This is a genomic window from Nocardioides sp. YR527 (genome assembly GCF_900101045.1).
Taxonomy (GTDB): Bacteria; Actinomycetota; Actinomycetes; order Propionibacteriales; family Nocardioidaceae; genus Nocardioides.
The window spans coordinates 37,763-55,101 of the sequence record NZ_FNFN01000004.1 but is presented as its reverse complement, the minus strand read 5'-3'; the positions used below and the strand labels follow the sequence as shown (position 1 = coordinate 55,101).

At 69.9% G+C, this 17,339-nt stretch carries 17 protein-coding genes; 1 reads left to right on the top strand and 16 read right to left on the bottom strand.

All coding sequences use genetic code 11. From position 1 onward, the window contains the following. Positions 1-134 precede the first annotated feature (134 nt). Positions 135-1,019, top strand: a complete 885-nt coding sequence (gene mmuM / locus BLT25_RS12945) for a homocysteine S-methyltransferase (RefSeq protein WP_091046442.1) — start codon at positions 135-137, stop codon at positions 1,017-1,019. A gap of 62 nt (positions 1,020-1,081) precedes the next feature. Here the strand turns inward: mmuM and BLT25_RS12940 are convergent, their stop codons facing one another. The 16 genes from BLT25_RS12940 to BLT25_RS12865 all read right to left on the bottom strand — a co-directional run bounded on the left by BLT25_RS12940 (position 1,082) and on the right by BLT25_RS12865 (position 17,265). Then, entirely contained in the window at positions 1,082-1,522 is a 441-nt protein-coding gene (locus BLT25_RS12940; protein ID WP_176883843.1) for a GNAT family N-acetyltransferase, read from the bottom strand. A 4-nt stretch (positions 1,523-1,526) separates the two neighbouring features. Beyond that, complete coding sequence (locus BLT25_RS12935) at positions 1,527-2,468, bottom strand: RluA family pseudouridine synthase (RefSeq protein WP_091046438.1); 942 nt, start codon at positions 2,466-2,468, stop codon at positions 1,527-1,529. Further along, entirely contained in the window at positions 2,465-3,052 is a 588-nt protein-coding gene (gene lspA, locus BLT25_RS12930; protein ID WP_256328577.1) for a signal peptidase II, read from the bottom strand. Before lspA ends, BLT25_RS12935 begins: the two co-directional genes overlap by 4 nt. Continuing rightward, positions 3,025-3,453, bottom strand: coding sequence for a TraR/DksA family transcriptional regulator (locus BLT25_RS12925; protein WP_091047579.1), 429 nt, complete (start codon positions 3,451-3,453; stop codon positions 3,025-3,027). Before BLT25_RS12925 ends, lspA begins: the two co-directional genes overlap by 28 nt. Positions 3,454-3,918: 465 nt before the next feature. After that, positions 3,919-4,686, bottom strand: coding sequence for a DivIVA domain-containing protein (locus BLT25_RS12920; protein WP_256328576.1), 768 nt, complete (start codon positions 4,684-4,686; stop codon positions 3,919-3,921). Positions 4,687-4,838: 152 nt separating this feature from the next. Beyond that, entirely contained in the window at positions 4,839-5,324 is a 486-nt protein-coding gene (locus BLT25_RS12915; RefSeq protein ID WP_008363014.1) for a cell division protein SepF, read from the bottom strand. A gap of 39 nt (positions 5,325-5,363) precedes the next feature. Beyond that, a complete protein-coding gene (locus BLT25_RS12910; RefSeq protein WP_091046431.1) occupies positions 5,364-6,068 on the bottom strand; it encodes a YggS family pyridoxal phosphate-dependent enzyme in 705 nt (234 codons plus the stop codon). Beyond that, complete coding sequence (gene pgeF, locus BLT25_RS12905; RefSeq protein ID WP_091046428.1) at positions 6,068-6,778, bottom strand: peptidoglycan editing factor PgeF; 711 nt, start codon at positions 6,776-6,778, stop codon at positions 6,068-6,070. The genes BLT25_RS12910 and pgeF overlap by 1 nt, the downstream gene beginning before the upstream one ends. An 8-nt stretch (positions 6,779-6,786) precedes the next feature. After that, on the bottom strand, positions 6,787-8,025 hold the full coding sequence (gene ftsZ, locus BLT25_RS12900; RefSeq protein ID WP_091046426.1) for a cell division protein FtsZ: 1,239 nt from the start codon (positions 8,023-8,025) through the stop codon (positions 6,787-6,789). A 197-nt stretch (positions 8,026-8,222) separates the two neighbouring features. Next, entirely contained in the window at positions 8,223-9,137 is a 915-nt protein-coding gene (locus tag BLT25_RS12895; RefSeq protein ID WP_091046423.1) for a cell division protein FtsQ/DivIB, read from the bottom strand. Between the two features lie 17 nt (positions 9,138-9,154). Next, a complete protein-coding gene (gene murC / locus BLT25_RS12890) occupies positions 9,155-10,573 on the bottom strand; it encodes a UDP-N-acetylmuramate--L-alanine ligase (RefSeq protein WP_091046419.1) in 1,419 nt (472 codons plus the stop codon). Continuing rightward, positions 10,570-11,646, bottom strand: coding sequence for an undecaprenyldiphospho-muramoylpentapeptide beta-N-acetylglucosaminyltransferase (gene murG / locus BLT25_RS12885; protein ID WP_091046418.1), 1,077 nt, complete (start codon positions 11,644-11,646; stop codon positions 10,570-10,572). Before murG ends, murC begins: the two co-directional genes overlap by 4 nt. Positions 11,647-11,659: 13 nt before the next feature. Beyond that, the gene (gene ftsW, locus BLT25_RS12880; RefSeq protein ID WP_091046415.1) at positions 11,660-12,952 is read right to left on the bottom strand and encodes a putative lipid II flippase FtsW; all 1,293 of its coding nucleotides are present in this window, start codon (positions 12,950-12,952) and stop codon (positions 11,660-11,662) included. A gap of 147 nt (positions 12,953-13,099) precedes the next feature. Then, positions 13,100-14,548: a UDP-N-acetylmuramoyl-L-alanine--D-glutamate ligase gene (gene murD, locus BLT25_RS12875; RefSeq protein ID WP_218131327.1), complete on the bottom strand. Its 1,449-nt coding sequence runs from the start codon at positions 14,546-14,548 to the stop codon at positions 13,100-13,102. After that, positions 14,548-15,666, bottom strand: coding sequence for a phospho-N-acetylmuramoyl-pentapeptide-transferase (gene mraY, locus BLT25_RS12870; protein ID WP_091046410.1), 1,119 nt, complete (start codon positions 15,664-15,666; stop codon positions 14,548-14,550). Before mraY ends, murD begins: the two co-directional genes overlap by 1 nt. Positions 15,667-15,804: 138 nt before the next feature. Then, the gene (locus BLT25_RS12865; protein ID WP_256328617.1) at positions 15,805-17,265 is read right to left on the bottom strand and encodes a UDP-N-acetylmuramoyl-L-alanyl-D-glutamate--2,6-diaminopimelate ligase; all 1,461 of its coding nucleotides are present in this window, start codon (positions 17,263-17,265) and stop codon (positions 15,805-15,807) included. Positions 17,266-17,339: the final 74 nt, after the last annotated feature.

Here is a 17,339-nt window from a genome sequence, read left to right as displayed (position 1 = left end):
GTGGAGCCCTCCTCGAGGTCGAACGGATGGAGCGGGCGCAGGGGCCCGCGCAAACGGACGACCTGGGGGAAGGACTACAGACTATCTGGCGCCACCGACAGTTTTTCGGGCGGCTGGCCGTACAGTCTTGAGTTGTGGTGACGATCATCGACGGCGGCCTGTCCAACGCGCTGGAAGCCCGCGGCCACGACGTCTCCGGCGCCCTGTGGACGGCCCGGCTGCTGGACGAGTCCCCCGCGGAGATCGCCGCCGTCCACCGCGCGTACTACGCCGCCGGCGCCGATGTCGCCACGACCGCGAGCTACCAGGCCAGCGTGCCCGGTTTCGTGGCGGCCGGGATGACCGAGACGTACGCCACCGAGCTCCTGCGCCGCAGCGTCCGCGTCGCGCGCGAGGTCGCCGAGGAGGCTCCCGGGCGCCTGGTCGCCGCCTCGGTCGGACCCTACGGCGCCTATCTGGCCGACGGGTCCGAGTACCGCGGCCGCTACGGGGTCTCCGCAGCCGTCCTGCGTGACTTCCACGCGCCCCGGCTGGCGCTGCTCGAGACCGAGGACCCCGACCTCATCGCGGTCGAGACCATCCCCGACATCGAGGAGGCCGAGGTGCTCGTCGACCTCCTCGACGACATCGGCCTACCGGTGTGGTTCTCCTACTCCTGCGCCGGCACCCGCACCCGTGCCGACCAGCCCCTGGCCGACGCGCTGGCGCTGGCCGCGGGCATCCGCTCGGTGGTCGCGGTCGGCGTCAACTGCTGCGACCCGGCCGACGTACCCGCCGCCGTCCAGCTCGCCACCGCCACCGGCGAGCCCGCCGTCGTCTACCCCAACACCGGGGAGGTCTACGCCGACGGCGCCTGGACCGGCACCCCTCACTTCCGCCCCGGCGAGGCCCTCTCCTGGATCCGTTCCGGAGCCGCGTACGTCGGTGGCTGCTGCCGCGTCGGCCCGCGCGAGATCGCCCTCATCGCCGCCGAGGCGTCACGTACGTCGGTCGAAGCGTCACTGCCGTCGGCCGAGTAGGCATCGACGCGCCATCTCGGCCGACGCGAGTGACGTCTCGGCCGACGCGGCCGAAGGCTCGGCTAGGGCCAGGCCATCCGTACGTCGGGAGTCTTCTCCTGGTTGGCGGAGCCGTCGGTGCGCTCGACCTCGCGCAGCCCGTGGCGGGCGTAGAAGGCCCGCGCGGGGGTGTTCATCTCGAAGACCCAGAGGCCGAAGCCGTCGGGGGCCAGCGACTTCACCAGATCGAGCAGCATGGTGCCGAGGCCGGTGCCCTGGGCGCGGGGGTGGACGAAGAGGTCGTCGAGCCAGGTCGGGGTGAAGGCGACGAAGGCCGAGACGGCGCCGGCGACCTCCGTGACCCAGACCTGCGACCCCTGCTGAGGCGCCAGGACCTTGACCGCGAGCCACTCCCGGATGTCCGACTCCGGGTAGATCGGCGCCGGCATCGGCGCGGCTGCACGGGCCTCGACGTAGGTGCGGACGATCTCGGCGATGTCCTCGGGCTCCGCGGGACGGAGCACCGCCTCAGTCGGAGTCGCGGATGACATCGAGCGCGTGCTGGAGGTCGTCGGGGTAGGTCGACTCGAAGGTGACGTACTCGCCGGTCTCCGGGTGCTCGAAGCCGAGCTGCACCGCGTGCAACCACTGCCGCTCGACCCCGACGCGCCGCGCCAGGGCGGGGTCGGCGCCGTAGGTGAGGTCGCCGACGCAGGGGTGCTTCAGCGCCGACATGTGGACGCGGATCTGGTGGGTGCGCCCGGTCTCGAGGTGGATCTTGAGCAGCGAGGCGAACCGATGCGCCTCCAGCGTCTCGTAGTGGGTGATCGAGTGACGCCCGTCCGCGCGGACCGCGAACTTGTAGTCGTACTTCGGGTTGCGCCCGATCGGTGCGTCGATCGTCCCCTCGAGCGGGTCGGGGTGGCCCTGGACCAGCGCGTGGTAGGTCTTGTCGACCGTACGCTGCCGGAACGCGTTCTTGAGGACGGAGTAGGCGTGCTCGGACTTGGCGATCACCATCACGCCGGAGGTGCCGACGTCGAGGCGCTGGACGATGCCCTCGCGCTCCTTGGCCCCTGAGGTCGAGATCCGGAAGCCGGCCGCGGCCAGGTGGCCGACGACGGTCTGCCCCTGCCAGCCCGGCGAGGGGTGGACGGCCACGCCGACGGGCTTGTCGATCACCACGAAGGCGTCGTCGTCGTAGATGATCTTGATGCCCTCGACGATCTCGGGCTTGATCTCCAGCGGGTCCGCCTGCGACGGGATCGTCGCGTCGAGCATCGACCCGGCGCTGACCCGGTCGCTCTTGGCCACCACCGAGCCGTCCACGGTCACCAGGCCATCGGCGATCAGCTCCGCCGCGCGGGTGCGGGAGAGGCCGAACAGCCGCGCCATGGCGGCATCGACCCGCTCCCCCTCCAGGCCGTCCGGGACGTGCAGCGTGCGCTGGTCGGCGTGACCGAAGTTCACTTCTTCTCGCCCTCGGACTCGCCGTCGGACTCGTCCGCAGCGCCGCCGTCGATCGACCCGTCCAGCCCGATGCCCTTGAAAGAGAAGATCACGATCAGCACCGCGGCCACGTTGATGCACATGTCGGCGACGTTGAAGATCGGCCAGTTGGGCAGCTGGAAGAAGTCGACCACGTGCCCGACGTAGAAGCCCGGCTCACGCAGCAGCCGGTCGACCAGATTGCCGCTGATGCCGGCGATCAGGATGCCGAGCGCGATCGCCCAGCCCCGGTGGCGCACCCGGCGAGCGAACCAGAGCACACCGATCGTGGCCACGATCGAGAGCGTCGTGAAGACCCAGGTGTGGCCGGTCCCCGTCGAGAAGGCCGCTCCCGGGTTGCGGATGATGTTGAGCTGGAGCACCGAGCCGATCAGCTCCTGCGGCTGCCCAGGAACGAGCGTCGCGACCGCCCAGAGCTTCGTGATCTGGTCGATGACCAGCAGAAACACTGCGACGGTCGCGAACTCTGCCCACCGAACAGGGCGCACGTCGGACTCAGGACCGGTATGTGCGTCGCTCAGCGACGCTCCTCGCGCTGCTTGCATGTCATGCACAGTGTGGCACGCGGGAACGCCATGAGCCGCATCTTGCCGATCGGCTCCCCGCACGACTCACAGATGCCGTACGAGCCATCCTCGAGGTATCCCAGGACGCGCTCGATCTGGGCGAGCTTGTCCTTCTCGCTGTTGACCACGGTCAGCTCGTGGTCACGCTCGAAGCTGGTCGCCCCCATGTCCGCCTGGTCCTGGCCGGCGCCGTCGCCGGAATCCTTCATCAGGCCGGAGAGCTCGGTCTCGAGAGCGGTGAGCACCTCGAGGCTGTGAGCCCTCATCTCGTGAAGCTCGTCGATGACCTCGTTGAGCTCATCCTTGGTCCACGGGTCCTCGCCGTCCTTGACCTTCAGCTGGTCAGGAGAGACGACGGTCTTGGTTGCTTTCTTAGGCACGGCACTCGCTTTCTGGTGTGTGACACGGCCCCCCGGGCCGCAGGGTGGTCAGGTTTGGCTAGGCGCTCGCCATGGCGCTTCGGACAGCCATGACGTAGGAGCTGGTATTCCCAGAAAGCTCGGGCGTCGTCACCTGGACGCGCCCGACTGCCGCGCTGGCGCGACACCTCATCGGTACAGACATGGAGTCCCCTTTCTCCTGCCGTCACTTCGCGCCGCCGAGTCGGTGCGGAGTGCGTGCCCGGAATGTAGCCCGGGAATCGGCTCCGCTCAACTAACACACCGAAACTGAACGCATATTGGTCCGCAGCGCGGAAAAACTCCGAAATCCTCTTACAGGACCCGTCTCACCTGCTACAACGCGTTTCTGCCTCAGCCGGCGGACCGGGACAGGAAGCAGCGGACATACGCATCGGCCGGCCCCGCGATGCGGGACCGGCCGACGGAAGCCTGACTACGAGGGCCTCAGCCCTCGTCCTCCCCCAGGATGGAGCGCAGACGCTTGGGCGCCGGGCCCGACTCGTTGACGGCGGCCGCCATCACGGGCGCCTGTGACTCAGCCGAGTTGTTGAGCGCGTCGAGCTGCTGCGTGAAGTAGCTCTTCAAGCGGGAGCGGTACTCACGCTCGAAGTTGCGCAGGGTGTCGACCTCGGTGGTCAGGTTGTCCTTCTCGCGCTCGAGCTCGCCGAAGAGCTGCTGGCGACGCTCGGCGGTCTCGCTGTCGAGCATCTGCGCACGAGTGCGCGCATCGGCCTCCATGCGGTCGGCCTTCGACTTCGACTCGCCCTCGAGGCGCTCGGCCTTGGTGCGGGCCTCGCCGACGATCTTGTCGGCGTCGTTCTTGGCCGTGTCGATGAGCGCGTCGTGGTTGCGCGTGGCCAGCTCGAGCAGGCGCGCGGCGGCGTTGGACGCCTCCGGCACGGTCTCGACCCGGATCGTCTCGATACCGCCGGTCTGCGGTGGCTCCTGATACATCGGCATCTGGTGCGAGACCGGCTCAGGAGCCGGCATCGGCTCAGGAGCAGGCGGCTCGGGAGCCATCGGGAAGGACGGACCCCCACCCGACTGCGCAGATGCCAACTTCCCGCGAAGGTCGTCGTTCTCCCGGGTGAGACGTGCCAGTTCGGCCTCGACCTCGTCGAGGAACTGGTCCACCTCGCCCATGTCGTAGCCCTCGCGGAGCCGGACGGGAGTAAAGCGCTTGTTGCTCACGTCCTCTGGCGTCAGCGGCATGACCTCACCCATTCATTACTCGGTTGACTCAGACGTACGGACTGCACCGCCGGGGGGCGGCATCAGGTAATGCTGTCGAAACTCTAGCGCCTGTCCGTAGACATGCCAGATGCGGACCGCATCCAGGCACCCACGAGCAGGTGTCGAAGGCCTCAGCTCTGGTTGAAGAAGCCGCCCTCAACGATCCTCTGCTTGGCCTCAGCCGTGACCGAAACGTTCGCAGGTGAGATAAGAAACACCTTGTTGGTGACCCTCTCGATGTTCCCATAGGTAGCAAAGATCAGGCCCGCGGCAAAGTCGACAAGCCGTTTCGCGTCGGCATCGTTCATCTCGGTGAGGTTCATGATCACCGGCGTGCCGTCGCGGTAGTTCTCGCCGACTTGACGCGCTTCGTTGTAGGACGTCGGGGTCAGCGTGATGATCTTGGAAAGCTCGGCCACCGCAGGCACCACCGTTGCTCGTCGCCGCTCGGAAAGGTCGGCCACCGGGGCCGGACGCGACTGCTTCGACCGCACCGGCGCCTTGACGGCCTGGTGGGAGCGGGTCTCGTCGTCGTCGCCCTCGTAGACATCGTCGTCGTACCCGGTGTCCTCGAGCAGGCCGAGGTATTCACCGAACCTGCGCATCGCGCCGCTCATGTGTGTCCCACCTTCCCCAAAGTATTGCTGTCCGAGACATTACTTGACAGTTGGCCTCTGTCCGAGGACCGCAGACCCGACACGTACGTGTGTCGCGCCATGGGCAATCGCCTGCTCCAGGTCGCCGCTCATCCCCGCCGACAGCACCGTCGCCTCGGGATACTCGACCAGGAAGTCCTCGCGGATCCGCGCCAGCCGGACGAACGCCTGCTCCGGCTCCTCACCCAGCGGCGCGACCGCCATCAGGCCCCGCAGCCGGAGCCCGTCGGTCGCCTCGACCTCGGCAGCCAGGTCGCGTACGTCACCGGGATCCGCCCCGGCACGACCCTCGCGACCGGGCGGGTCGAGGGAGACCTGCAGGAGCACGTCGAGGATCTGGCCGCGCTCCCCCGCGCCACGGCTGAGCCGGGGCAGCAGGGAGGAGCGGTCGACGGACTCGACCACGTCGGCGTATCCGGCCACGGCCGCCGCCTTGTTGGACTGCAGCCCGCCGACGTAGTGCCAGCGCAGCCCGAGGTCGGCGCACTCGGCCGCCTTGGCCGCCGCCTCCTGGTGGCGGTTCTCGCCGACGTCGGTGACGCCGAGACCGGCCAGGATGCGTACGTCGGAGGCGGGGAAGAACTTGGTGACCACGACCAGGTGGACGTCGTCGGCGGGGCGACCGGCGGCCTTGGCTGCCACCGCGATCCGCTCGCGGGTCTCGGCGAGCCCCGCGGCGATCTCATCGGCGCGATCGGTGGCCATCAGGCACCACGCAGCCGGATCAGGGCACCCAGCGACATGCCGGCGCCGTCACGGCGGTAGGAGTAGAGGTCCTCGGACTCGCGGGTGCAGCGGCTGGCGTCGACCGTCTCGACGCCCTCACGGGCGAGCTGGGCGAGCACTCCGGCGCCGACGTCGAGGCTCGGGGTGCCCCAGCTCGTGGTGGCACGCGTGGCCGGCTCGACCGCGGCGATCTCCTCCTGCATCTCGGCAGGCACCTCGTAGCACTTGCCGCACACGTGCGGTCCGACCCAGGCGGTGATCCGCGTCGCGCCGAGCGCGCGCATCCGGGCGATGGTCTCGGGCACGACCCCGACCGCCATCCCCTTGCGTCCGGCGTGCGCCGCGCCGATGACCCCGGCCGCCTCGTCGGCGAACAGCACGGGTACGCAGTCGGCGGTGCGGACCAGGAGCACCAGGTCACGCTCGGTGGTGACGATCCCGTCCGCCTCGGGGCGGGTGCCGCACGCCGCGTCGACGACCGCGTTGCCGTGGACCTGGTAGAGGTCGGCGTAGGGCGCACCGTCGGCGAAGTCGGCCAACAGCAGCCGATGGTTCTCGGCCTTCGCGTCGGCCGAGTCCGAGCCGCTGACCGCCAGGTTGAGCTCGGCGTACGGAGCGAGGCTGACCCCGCCGTACCTGTCGGTGAACGCCAGGTCGACGAGGCCTGCTGAGGCTCGGAACGAATACAACCGGGGACCTACTTCAAGAAATCGGGAACGTCGAGCTCATCATCGCTGAACTGGACGCTGGGAGCGGGCTTCTTGGCGACCGGGGCGGGCTCGGCCGGCGGAGCCGCGGGCGGAGGCGTGGCCGGGGCCGGCTGGGCGGGCTTGGCCGGCGCAGCGGCAGGGGTCTCCTCGGGCTCCTCGGCGCGACGGGTCGCGACCGCGGTGGCCACGGCGGCGGTCTCGCCGTTGCCGGCGGACTGGGCGCCGCTGGAGCGGCCCTGCACGCTGCCGAGCGCCGAGGCGCCCTCGCGGCGCTTGGGCATGCCGCCGTCGAAGCCGGCGGCGATCACCGTGACCCGGACCTCGTCACCGAGCGCGTCATCGATGGTCGCGCCGAAGATGATGTTGGCCTCCTGGTGGACCGCGTCGGCGACCAGCGCAGCAGCCTCGTTGATCTCGAAGAGGCCGAGGTCGGAGCCACCCGCGATCGAGAGCAGGACCCCGTGGGCGCCGTCGATCGACGCCTCCAGCAGCGGCGAGGAGACGGCCATCTCGGCAGCCTCGACGCTGCGGTTGTCGCCGCGCGCCGAGCCGATGCCCATCAGCGCCGAGCCGGCGTTGGACATGACCGACTTCACGTCGGCGAAGTCGAGGTTGATCAGGCCGGGCGTGGTGATCAGGTCGGTGATGCCTGAGACACCCTGCAGCAGCACCTGGTCGGCCTGGCGGAACGCGTCCATCACCGACACGTTGCGGTCCGAGATCGACAGCAGCCGGTCGTTGGGGATGACGATGAGGGTGTCGACCTCCTCGCGGAGCTTGCTGATCCCCTCCTCGGCGGAGTTGGCGCGACGACGGCCCTCGAAGGCGAACGGGCGGGTCACCACACCGATGGTCAGGGCGCCGAGGGAGCGGGCGATGCGGGCCACGACCGGAGCACCGCCGGTGCCGGTGCCGCCACCCTCGCCGGCGGTCACGAAGACCATGTCGGCGCCCTTGATGACCTCTTCGATCTCGTCGGCGTGGTCCTCGGCGGCGCTCTCCCCCACGCTCGGGTTGGCGCCGGCACCGAGACCGCGGGTCAGCTCGCGACCGATGTCGAGCTTGACGTCGGCGTCGCTCATCAGCAGCGCCTGGGCGTCGGTGTTGATGGCGATGAACTCGACCCCCTTGAGGCCGACCTCGATCATCCGGTTGACAGCGTTGACGCCGCCGCCACCGATGCCGACGACCTTGATGATCGCCAGATAGTTCTGTGCAGCTCCCACGGTGGTCGCCCCTTCGATCGCTGGTTGGTCCTACGGTGGTTCTTAACCCTTACCCTCAACCTGAGGGTTATAGTTATGTCAACCTCGCCGTTCTCAGAACAGTAGGCAGACGTACGTCCTCAAACTGGCGCGACACGCGGACGCGGATCAGTTGTGCCCATCCGTTGCCGTCCGGTAGGGGAGATCCCTACGCAGGATCAGCCGACGGTCTTGCTGGTGACCGGCTGGCCGGGCACGGAGACGTCGTAGCGGGCCACGTCGGGCTCCGCCTTCATCAGCGCGACCAGCACCTCAGCCTTGGTGTCGGACTGGGCGCTGCTCCCCCACACCACCCGCTTGTCGTTGCGCAGCTCCAGGGAGATCGAGTCGACGGTGGTCACCTCGACGTGGTCGACCCTCTTGGCCAGGTCGGCCGGGAGCGCCGAGGCCACCGCGGCGGCCTCGCGGAGCGCGTCGGAGTTGGTGCCGGTCACGGTGTTCACCATCGGTAGGCCCGAGGGCGCCTTCTTGTAGTCCCAGAAGACGGTGCCGGTCTCGTCGAGCGCGCGGAGCCGGCCGCCGATGGAGACGACGGCCACCGGCGTACGCTCGGTGACGTCGACCCGGATCTTGTCGGGCCACTCGCGCGAGACGTTGACCGAGCGCACCATCGGCAGCCCGTTGAGCACCCGCACCTGCACCGCCTCGAGGTCGGCGGTGGCCAGCGGCTCGCCGACCGGGACCGCCGCGAACTCGACGACCTGCTTGGCGCTGGTCATCTTCATCGAGCCGTGCACCGAGGTGCCCTTGACCTGCAGCCAGGTGGAGAAGTAGACCGCCCAGATCCCGCCGAGCAGGAGGGCGATGACCAGGGTGCCGACGATGAGGTAGCGCCAGGCGAGCCAGCGCCGACGCCACTGGCGCCGGGCGAAGGCCTTGCGGCTCTTCAACGTCGCCGGATCGACCGCGGCAGGCTCGTCACCAGACTCCTCCGGCTCCGGTTCGGTGCTCGACTCCGCCCCGGCCTTGGCCTCCTCCGACGCAAGGTCGATCTCGCGCTCCGCGGACGCCGACCGGGCGATCTCCAGAGCCTCGGCGATCTCGGCGTCCGCGCCCGGCCCCTTCTCCGCCATGCTCGCCTCCCCCAGCGTTACTGCTCTGCCTTACGTAGCCTGGCGAGCACCATCGGGCCCACCTCGGTCACGGTACCCGCCCCGAGGGTGAGAACCAGGTCACCCGGTCGGGCGCGGCGGGCCAGCTCGGCGGCGGCCTCCTCGAGCCCGGCGACGCTGACGACCCGGTCGGGCGGCAGCGGCACCGCGTCGGCGACCAGCTTGCCGGTGACCTCGGGGTCGTAGTCCTCGCGGGCGAGGTAGACGTCGAGGACGACCACCTCGTCGGCGGCGCCGAGCACGCGGCCCATCTCCTCACCGAAGATCCGGGTGCGGGAGACCATGTGCGGCTGGAAGGCGACGATGAGCCGCCCCTGCCCCGCCACGGACCGGCCGGAGACGAGGTCGCCGGCGATCTCGGAGGGGTGGTGGGCGTAGGAGTCGTAGACGCGTACGCCTGCGGCCTCGCCCTTGCGCTCCATCCGCCGCCGGGTGCCGGTGAACGACTCCAGCCCCGCCTTGAGCAGGTCGAAGGAGTGACCCAGGCGCAGGCCGACCGTCAACGCGGCCAACGCGTCGGCGACGTAGTGGCGCCCGGGGATCTGCAGGGTGATCCGGCCGAGCTCGTCGAGTCCGTCGACGACGGTGAAGGAGGAGGTGGTGCCCTCCAGGACGACGTCGACGGCGCGTACGTCGGCCAGCTCCGACTCACCGACGCCGATGAAGCGGCGGCCGAGCGAGTGGGCGACGTGGCGCAGGTCGGCGGCGCCGGGGTCGTCGATGACCGCGACCAGGAACCCGTCGGGAGCCAGCCGCCCCACGAACTGGGCGAACCCCTCCCGGTAGGCCTCCTCGGTCCCCCACTGGTCGAGGTGGTCGGCCTCGACGTTGGTGACGACCGCGGCGTAGGGCTTGTAGACCAGGAAGGCGCCGTCGGACTCGTCGGCCTCGGCCACGAACAGGTCGCCCGAACCCTCGGCGGCGTTGGTGCCCGAGGCGGCCAGCTCGCCACCGACGGTGTAGGTCGGCGCGGCGCCCGCGGCCTGCAGGGAGACGGTCAGCAGCGAGGTGGTGGTGGTCTTGCCGTGGGTGCCGGCGACGGCGAGGACGCGGCGGCCCTCCATCACCGAGGCCAGGCCGGCCGAGCGCGGGTAGATCCGCAGACCCTTCTCGACGGCCGCGACGTACTCGGGGTTGTCCTCGCGGATCGCCGTGGAGACGATCAGCGTGTCGACACCCTCGACCTGCTCGGCCGCGTGGCCGACGTGGACGGTCGCACCCTCCTCGCGCAACGCGGCGACCATCGAGGAGTCGGCGCCGTCGCTGCCGGAGACCTGGATCCCGCGGGCCAGCATCACCCGGGCGATCGCCGAGAGGCCCGCCCCACCGATGCCGATGAAATGGACCCTGCCCAGCTGCTCGGCGGGAAGGATGTGCTCGGGAACCGGAACTCTCATCGGGAACCTCCTTGCGCGGTCTCCATCACGATCCGTGCCAGCCGCTCGTCCGCATCCCGCGGCACCAGGTCGCTGGCGGCCTTGGACATCGCCTCCAGCCGGGCGCGGTCGGTGACGATCGGGGGTACGTGGCTGCTGACCCACGCGGCGCTCATGTCGGCGTCGGAGACCAGCATCGCGCCGCCGGCGTCGACGACGGCGCGCGCGTTGAGCGACTGCTCGCCGTTGCCGATCGGGAGAGGTACGTAGACGGCCGGGACCCCGACGGCACTGGCCTCGATCACCGAGTTGGCGCCGGAGCGGCAGATCATCAGGTCGGCCGCGGCCAGCGCGAGGTCCATCCGGTCGACGTAGTTGAGCACGTGGTAGCCGGGGCCGGGCGAGGCCAGCTCGTTCTTCGGGCCGATCACGTGGAGCACCTGGATCCCGTTGCGGGCCAGGGCCGGGTAGGCGCCGGAGACCGACTCGTTGATCGTCCGGGCGCCCTGCGAGCCGCCGGTGACCACGATCGTGGGGCGGTGCTGGTCGAGCCCGAAGAAGCTGCGCGCCTCAGCGCGCAGCGCCCAGCGGTCCAGCGTCGAGATCATCCGGCGGATCGGCAGCCCGATGTATTCGGCCTTGGGCAGCTTGGTGTCCGGGAAGCTCACCGCGACCCGGTCGGCGACCCGGGCTCCCGCCTTGTTGGCGAGACCCGGCATGGCGTTGCCCTCGTGCACGACGATCGGGATGTGGCGCCGCTTCGCGGCCAGGTAGGCCGGCATCGAGACGTACCCGCCGTAGCCGACGACCACGTCGGGCTTGACCCGGTCGAGCACCTCGTAGGTCGCGTCGACCGCGCCCTTGAGGTTGGCCGGCACTTTCAGCAGGTCGCTGCTGAGCTGGCGCGGCATCGGGACCGGCGGGATCAGCTCGAGCGGGTAGCCGGCGGCGGGAACCACCTGGTTCTCCAGGCCGCGAGGCGTACCGAGGCAGGTCACCTCCACGCTGGGATCCAGACGGCGCAGGGCATCAGCCGTGGCGAGCAGGGGGGATGTGTGTCCGGCGGTGCCACCACCGGCGAGGAGGGCCTTCATGATGCGTCCGAACTTATCGGTTGCGTTGAGCGGACCGGTAAGCGGCTGCCTGACGTGCCCGATCCTTTGCCAAGGCTTTACGCTGCTTCAGCGCCGCGGCTGCCGCCGGTTCACGACGGGCGAAGCCGATCACGACGCCCAGCGCCACCATCGACGGGATCAGCGCGGAGCCGCCGTAGGAGACCAGCGGCAGCGGGATGCCGATGACCGGCAGCAGCGCGAGCACCATGCCCACGTTGATGATCATCTGGCCCAGCAGCCAGACCAGCACGCCGAAGCTGAAGTAGCGTACGAACGGCCGGTCGGTCTGGCGCGCGACCTTGACCAGGGCGAAGGCGAGGGTCAGGAAGAGGCCGACGACGAGCAGGGTGCCGACCAGGCCGAGCTCCTCGCCCAGCACCGCGAAGATGTAGTCGGTGTGGGCCTCGGGCAGGTCGCCCCACTTCTGCTGCGACGCCCCGATCCCCTGCCCCAGGACACCGCCGGAGCTGAGTGCGTAGAGACCGTGGGAGGGCTGCCAGCCCTGTCCGTGGTAGTCCTTGAACGGGTCCACGAAGCTGGTCAGCCGGGCTAGCCGCTCGGTGTCGGTGCTGATCAGGAACAGCACCGAGACGCCGATGATCGAGATCGCGATCCCGAAGAGCCGCCCGGGCGCCCCGACCACCCACAGCATCCCGAGCACGATCGCGAAGAAGACCAGGGCGGTGCCGAGATCGCGGCCGGCGAGGACGAGCCCGGTGGCCAGCGCGATGCCGGGCAGGACCGGCATCAGCACCTCGTGGAGACTGTCGAGCCGGCGCTCCTTGAGCGCGTAGACGTGGGCCGCCCACAGCACGATCCCCAGCTTGGCGATCTCGCTCGGCTGGATCTTGACCGGGCCGGCCCCGATCCAGTTCTGCTGGCCGTTGACGTCGTGGCCCAAGAAGATGGTCAAGAAGAGCAGCACGCAGGCGATGACGTACCCCGGCCAGGCCAGCCGTCGCAGGTGCTTGGGTCGGATCCTGGAGGCGATGAACGCGCACGGGATGCCGATGAGCACCCAGAGCACCTGCCGCCCGACGATCGCATAGGAGTTGCCCATCTGGGTGTAGGCCCACACGCTCGAGGCGCTCAGCACCATGATCAGCCCGATGGTCAGCAGCAGCGCTGTGCTGGTGAGCAGCAGGTAGTAGGCGGCCAGCGGCCGGTTCAGCGCAACCCGGAGCGCGTGGAACCAGGCCTTGAGGTAGCCGAGGACCGACTTCGGGTACGCCTTGGCCTGCTCGGCCGAGCCGGTACCGGTCTGGTCGGGGCTGGTGGTCGTCACTGCCTACCTCCCAGTTGCGGTGCGACGTACGTCGATTACATTCTCGCCGCCGCCTCGGCGATCGCCGCGCATCTCCCCCGCGCGTGTCGCCCTCACGCTGGTCGAGCCGCCGGAGCCGCTAGGCGGAGGCGTGTCGAGACCAGCGAATCACAGCTGGCGGCGTACGGCGTCGGCGAAGGCGTCGCCGCGGGCCTTGTAGTCGCGGAACTGGTCCTGGCTGGCACAGCCGGGGGCCAGCAGCACGGTGTCGCCGGGCTTGGCCAGCGCGGCGGCGATCTCGACCGCCTCCGCGAGCGCGGACACGCCGTCGGGGTCGTCGAGCTCGACGACCTCCAGGTCACCCGCGTGGGCGGCGAGGGCGGAGGCGATGACGTCGCGGTCCTGGCCGATCAGGACGACGGCCCGCAGCCGGTCGTGGATGGAGGCGACCAGGTCATCGAACCGGGCGCCCTTGGCCAGCCCGCCGGCGATCCAGATCACCGGGTCATAGGCCTGCAGCGAGGCCTGGGCGGCGTGCGGGTTGGTCGCCTTGGAGTCGTCGATCCAGGTGACGCCGTCGGCCTCGGCGACGACCTCGATGCGGTGGCCGTCGGGGCGGAACGACTTCAGCCCGTCACGTACGGCGGCCTGGGAGACCCCGTGGGCCCTGGCGAGCGCGGCCGCGGCCAGCGCGTTCTGGACGTAGTGGGGCGCGGCGGAGGCGAGGTCGGAGATCTGGCACAGCTCCGCGGCCGAGGTCTGGCGCTCCTCGATGAAGGCCCGGTCGACCAGGATGTCCTCGACGACCCCGAGCTGACCCACCGCCGGGGTGCCGAGGGTGAAGCCGATGGCGCGGGCGCCCTCGACGACGTCGGCCTCCTCGACCAGGTGCATCGTGGCCTCGTCGGCGACGTTGTAGACGCAGGCCCGCTCGACGTGCTCATAGACGCGGCCCTTGTCGGCGGCGTACTCGGTCATCGAGGGGTACCAGTCGAGGTGGTCCTCGGCGATGTTGAGGACGACGGCGGCCTCGGCGCCCATCGAGGAGGTGTAGTGGAGCTGGAAGGAGGAGAGCTCCACGGCCAGGACGTCGTAGGGCTCGGGGTCCATCACGGCCTCGACGATCGGCAGGCCGACGTTGCCGACGGCGACGGACCGGAGCCCGGCCGTACGCAGGATGTTGTCGAGCATCTGCACGGTCGTGGTCTTGCCGTTGGTGCCGGTGACCGCCAGCCAGGGAGCGGCGTTGTCGGGGTCGCGCAGCCGCCAGGCGAGCTCGACCTCGCCCCAGATCGGGATCCCCCGCTCGCGCGCCTGGGCGAGCAGCGGCGCGGTCGGGCGCCAGCCGGGAGAGGTGACCACCACGTCGACGTCGTCGGGCAGCACGTGGGTGGCGCCCTCGCCGAGGCGTACGTCGGCACCCAGGATGCCGAGGAGCTTGGCCTTCTCCTGGCGCTCCTCGTCGCCCGGGGACTCATCGAGCGCGATCACGCTCGCACCGAGGTGCGTCAGGTTGTCGGCGGCGGCGAAACCGGAGACGCCGAAGCCGGCCACGACCGCCTTCACGCCTTCCCAGGAGTCGTTGCGGCCGAGCTCGTCGAGCTGCTCAGGAGACATCAGATCGTCGCCACCCATTCGGCGTAGAAGATTCCGAGGCCGGCCGCGACGCAGAGGCCCGTGATGATCCAGAACCGGATCACCACGGTGACCTGCTCCCAACCGAGAAGCTCGAAGTGGTGATGGATCGGTGTCATCCGGAAGATGCGTTTCGGGGTGCCGGTCAGGCGGCGAGAGAGCTTGAACCAGCTGACCTGCAGCATCACCGCGGAGGTCTCCATCACGAACAGACCACCGAGGATGATCAGCAGGAACTCGGTGTGCGACAGGATCGCGAACCCGGCCAGCACGGAGCCGAGGGCGAGCGAGCCGGTGTCGCCCATGAAGATCCGCGCCGGGCTCGCGTTCCACCACAGGAAGCCGATGCACGCGCCGCTGATCGCGGCGCCGAGGATCGCCATGTCGAGCGGGTCGCGCACCTCGTAGCAGGTGCCGATCTCCACGCTCGGGCGGCCGCAGCGCTGGTTGTTCTGCCAGATCGAGATGATCGTGTAGGCGGCGAAGACGATCGCGGCGGAGGCCGCCAGCAGTCCGTCGAGACCATCGGTGAGGTTGGTGGCGTTGGAGGTGCCGGTGACCATGATCCAGAAGACGGCCAGCAGCAGGGCGCCACCGAGCCAGTAGAGGATCCCGTCGCCGCCGAGGAAGTGCGGCCCGAAGTCGCGGATGAAGGAGAGCTGGTCCGCCGCCGGCGTGATGCCGTCGGCGTTGGCCAGGCCCGGATGGATCGCCACCACGCCGAAGCCGACCGCGACCAGTGTCTGCCCGACCATCTTGGACCAGGCACGCAGACCCAGGTTCCGCTGCATGAAGACCTTGATGTAGTCGTCCACGAAGCCGACGGCCGCCATGCCGACGAAGAGGAAGAGCAGCAGGTAAGCCGTCGCGCTCGGTGCGTCGCCGGTGAGCAGCTTGGCCACGACGTAGCCGACGATGACCGAGATCACGATCGCGACACCACCCATCGTGGGCGTGCCGCGCTTGGTGCGGTGGGTCGTCGGACCGTCCTCGCGGATCTCCTGGCCGAAGCCCAGCTTCGTGAACTGGAGGATCGCAAATCGAGTGCCGAGCAGCGAGAACAGAAGCGCAATCGCTCCGCTCAGCAAGATCGCTCTCATGTCAGCCGGGTGCCTTCCTTGCCATGCCGTTCCATGTCCTTGCCCCCGGGCCGGTGTGCATAGCGAAGACACCGGCCCCCGGCATTCTTCCCTACGGGTTCGCCGGCTCTGCGGCACCCCGCCGTATCAGCACATCGATCACTGTGACGCCAACGCCGCACGCACGACCTCGCGGTCGTCGAACGGGTGGGTGATGCCGTTGATCTCCTGGCCCGTCTCATGGCCCTTACCTGCGACAACGACGATATCCCCGGGTTCGGCGAGGTCGATCGCCCGGGCGATCGCGGCACGCCTGTCGCCGATCTCCTCGACGCTCGCGCTCCCGCCCTCGGTGCCTTCGAGGACCTGGCGCCGGATGCTCGCCGGGTCCTCGGTGCGGGGGTTGTCGTCGGTGACGATCACGTGGTCGGCCAGGCGTGCGCTGATCTCCCCCATGATCGGCCGCTTCCCGGTGTCGCGGTCTCCCCCGGCCCCGATCACGACGATCAGCCGGGACTCGGTCAGCGGGCGGAGCGTGCCGAGCGCGGCCTCGACCGCGTCCGGCTTGTGCGCGTAGTCGACCACGACGGTGAACGGCTGGCCCTCGTCGATCCGCTCGAGGCGTCCGGGGACGCCGGAGCCTTTGGCCAGGGCCGTCGCCACATCGCGTACGACGGACTCGTCCTCGTACGCCTGGTGGATGCTCGCCAGCGCGGCCAGGGTGTTGCTGACGTTGTAGTCGCCGGCCAGCGGGCTGGCGGCCGGGAAGACGAGCCCGTCGGGGCCGTGGACGGTGAAGCTGGAGCCGTCGGGGCGCAGCTCGACGTCGGTGGCGCGCCAGTCGGCGGTGTCGTCGTGCAGCGCGTAGGTGAGGATCGGGATCCTCGCCTCCGCGGCGAGTCGGCGGCCGTGCTCGTCGTCGATGTTGACGATGCCCAGCTTCGCCCGCTCCGGGGTGAACAGGTCGGCCTTCGCCGCGTAGTAGTCCTCGACCGTCTCGTGGAAGTCGAGGTGGTCGCGGCCCAAGTTGAGGAAGACGGCGACGTCGAAGACGACCCCGTCGACACGGCCCATCACCAGTGCGTGGGAGGAGACCTCCATGGCGCACGCCTCGGTTCCCTCCTCGACCATCCGGGCGAAGAGGCCGTGCAGGTCGGGAGCCTCGGGCGTGGTCAGCGGCGTCTTCACGTCGCGTCCGCCGATCCGGGTGCCGACGGTGCCGATGACGCCGGCGCGGTGGCCGGCGTCGAGCAGCGCGCTCTCGGCCAGCCGGGTGGTCGTCGTCTTGCCCTGGGTGCCGGTCACGCCGATCAGCCGCAGACGCCCCGAGGGGTTGCCGTAGACGCGGGCCGAGAGCGAGCCGAGCACCTTGCGGGGCTTCTCGACGAGCAGCACGGGCACGTCGGCGAGGCCCTGGGCCTCCAGCTCGGCGGCGCCGGCGGCATCGGTGAGCACCGCGACCGCTCCTGCCTCGACGGCACCGGCGGCGTAGCCGGCCCCGTGCGCCCGGCTGCCGGGCAGGGCGGCGTAGAGGTCACCGGGCAGCACCCGTTGGGAGCTCAGCGTGACCCCGGTGACGCGGGCCTCGCCGCGCACGTCCAGACCGAACTCGCCGGCCAGCTCGGCCAGCGTCACCGGCTCGGTCACTCGCGGGCGGGTCGGACTCTTCGGCTCCGCCGTCTCGTACGCACTGC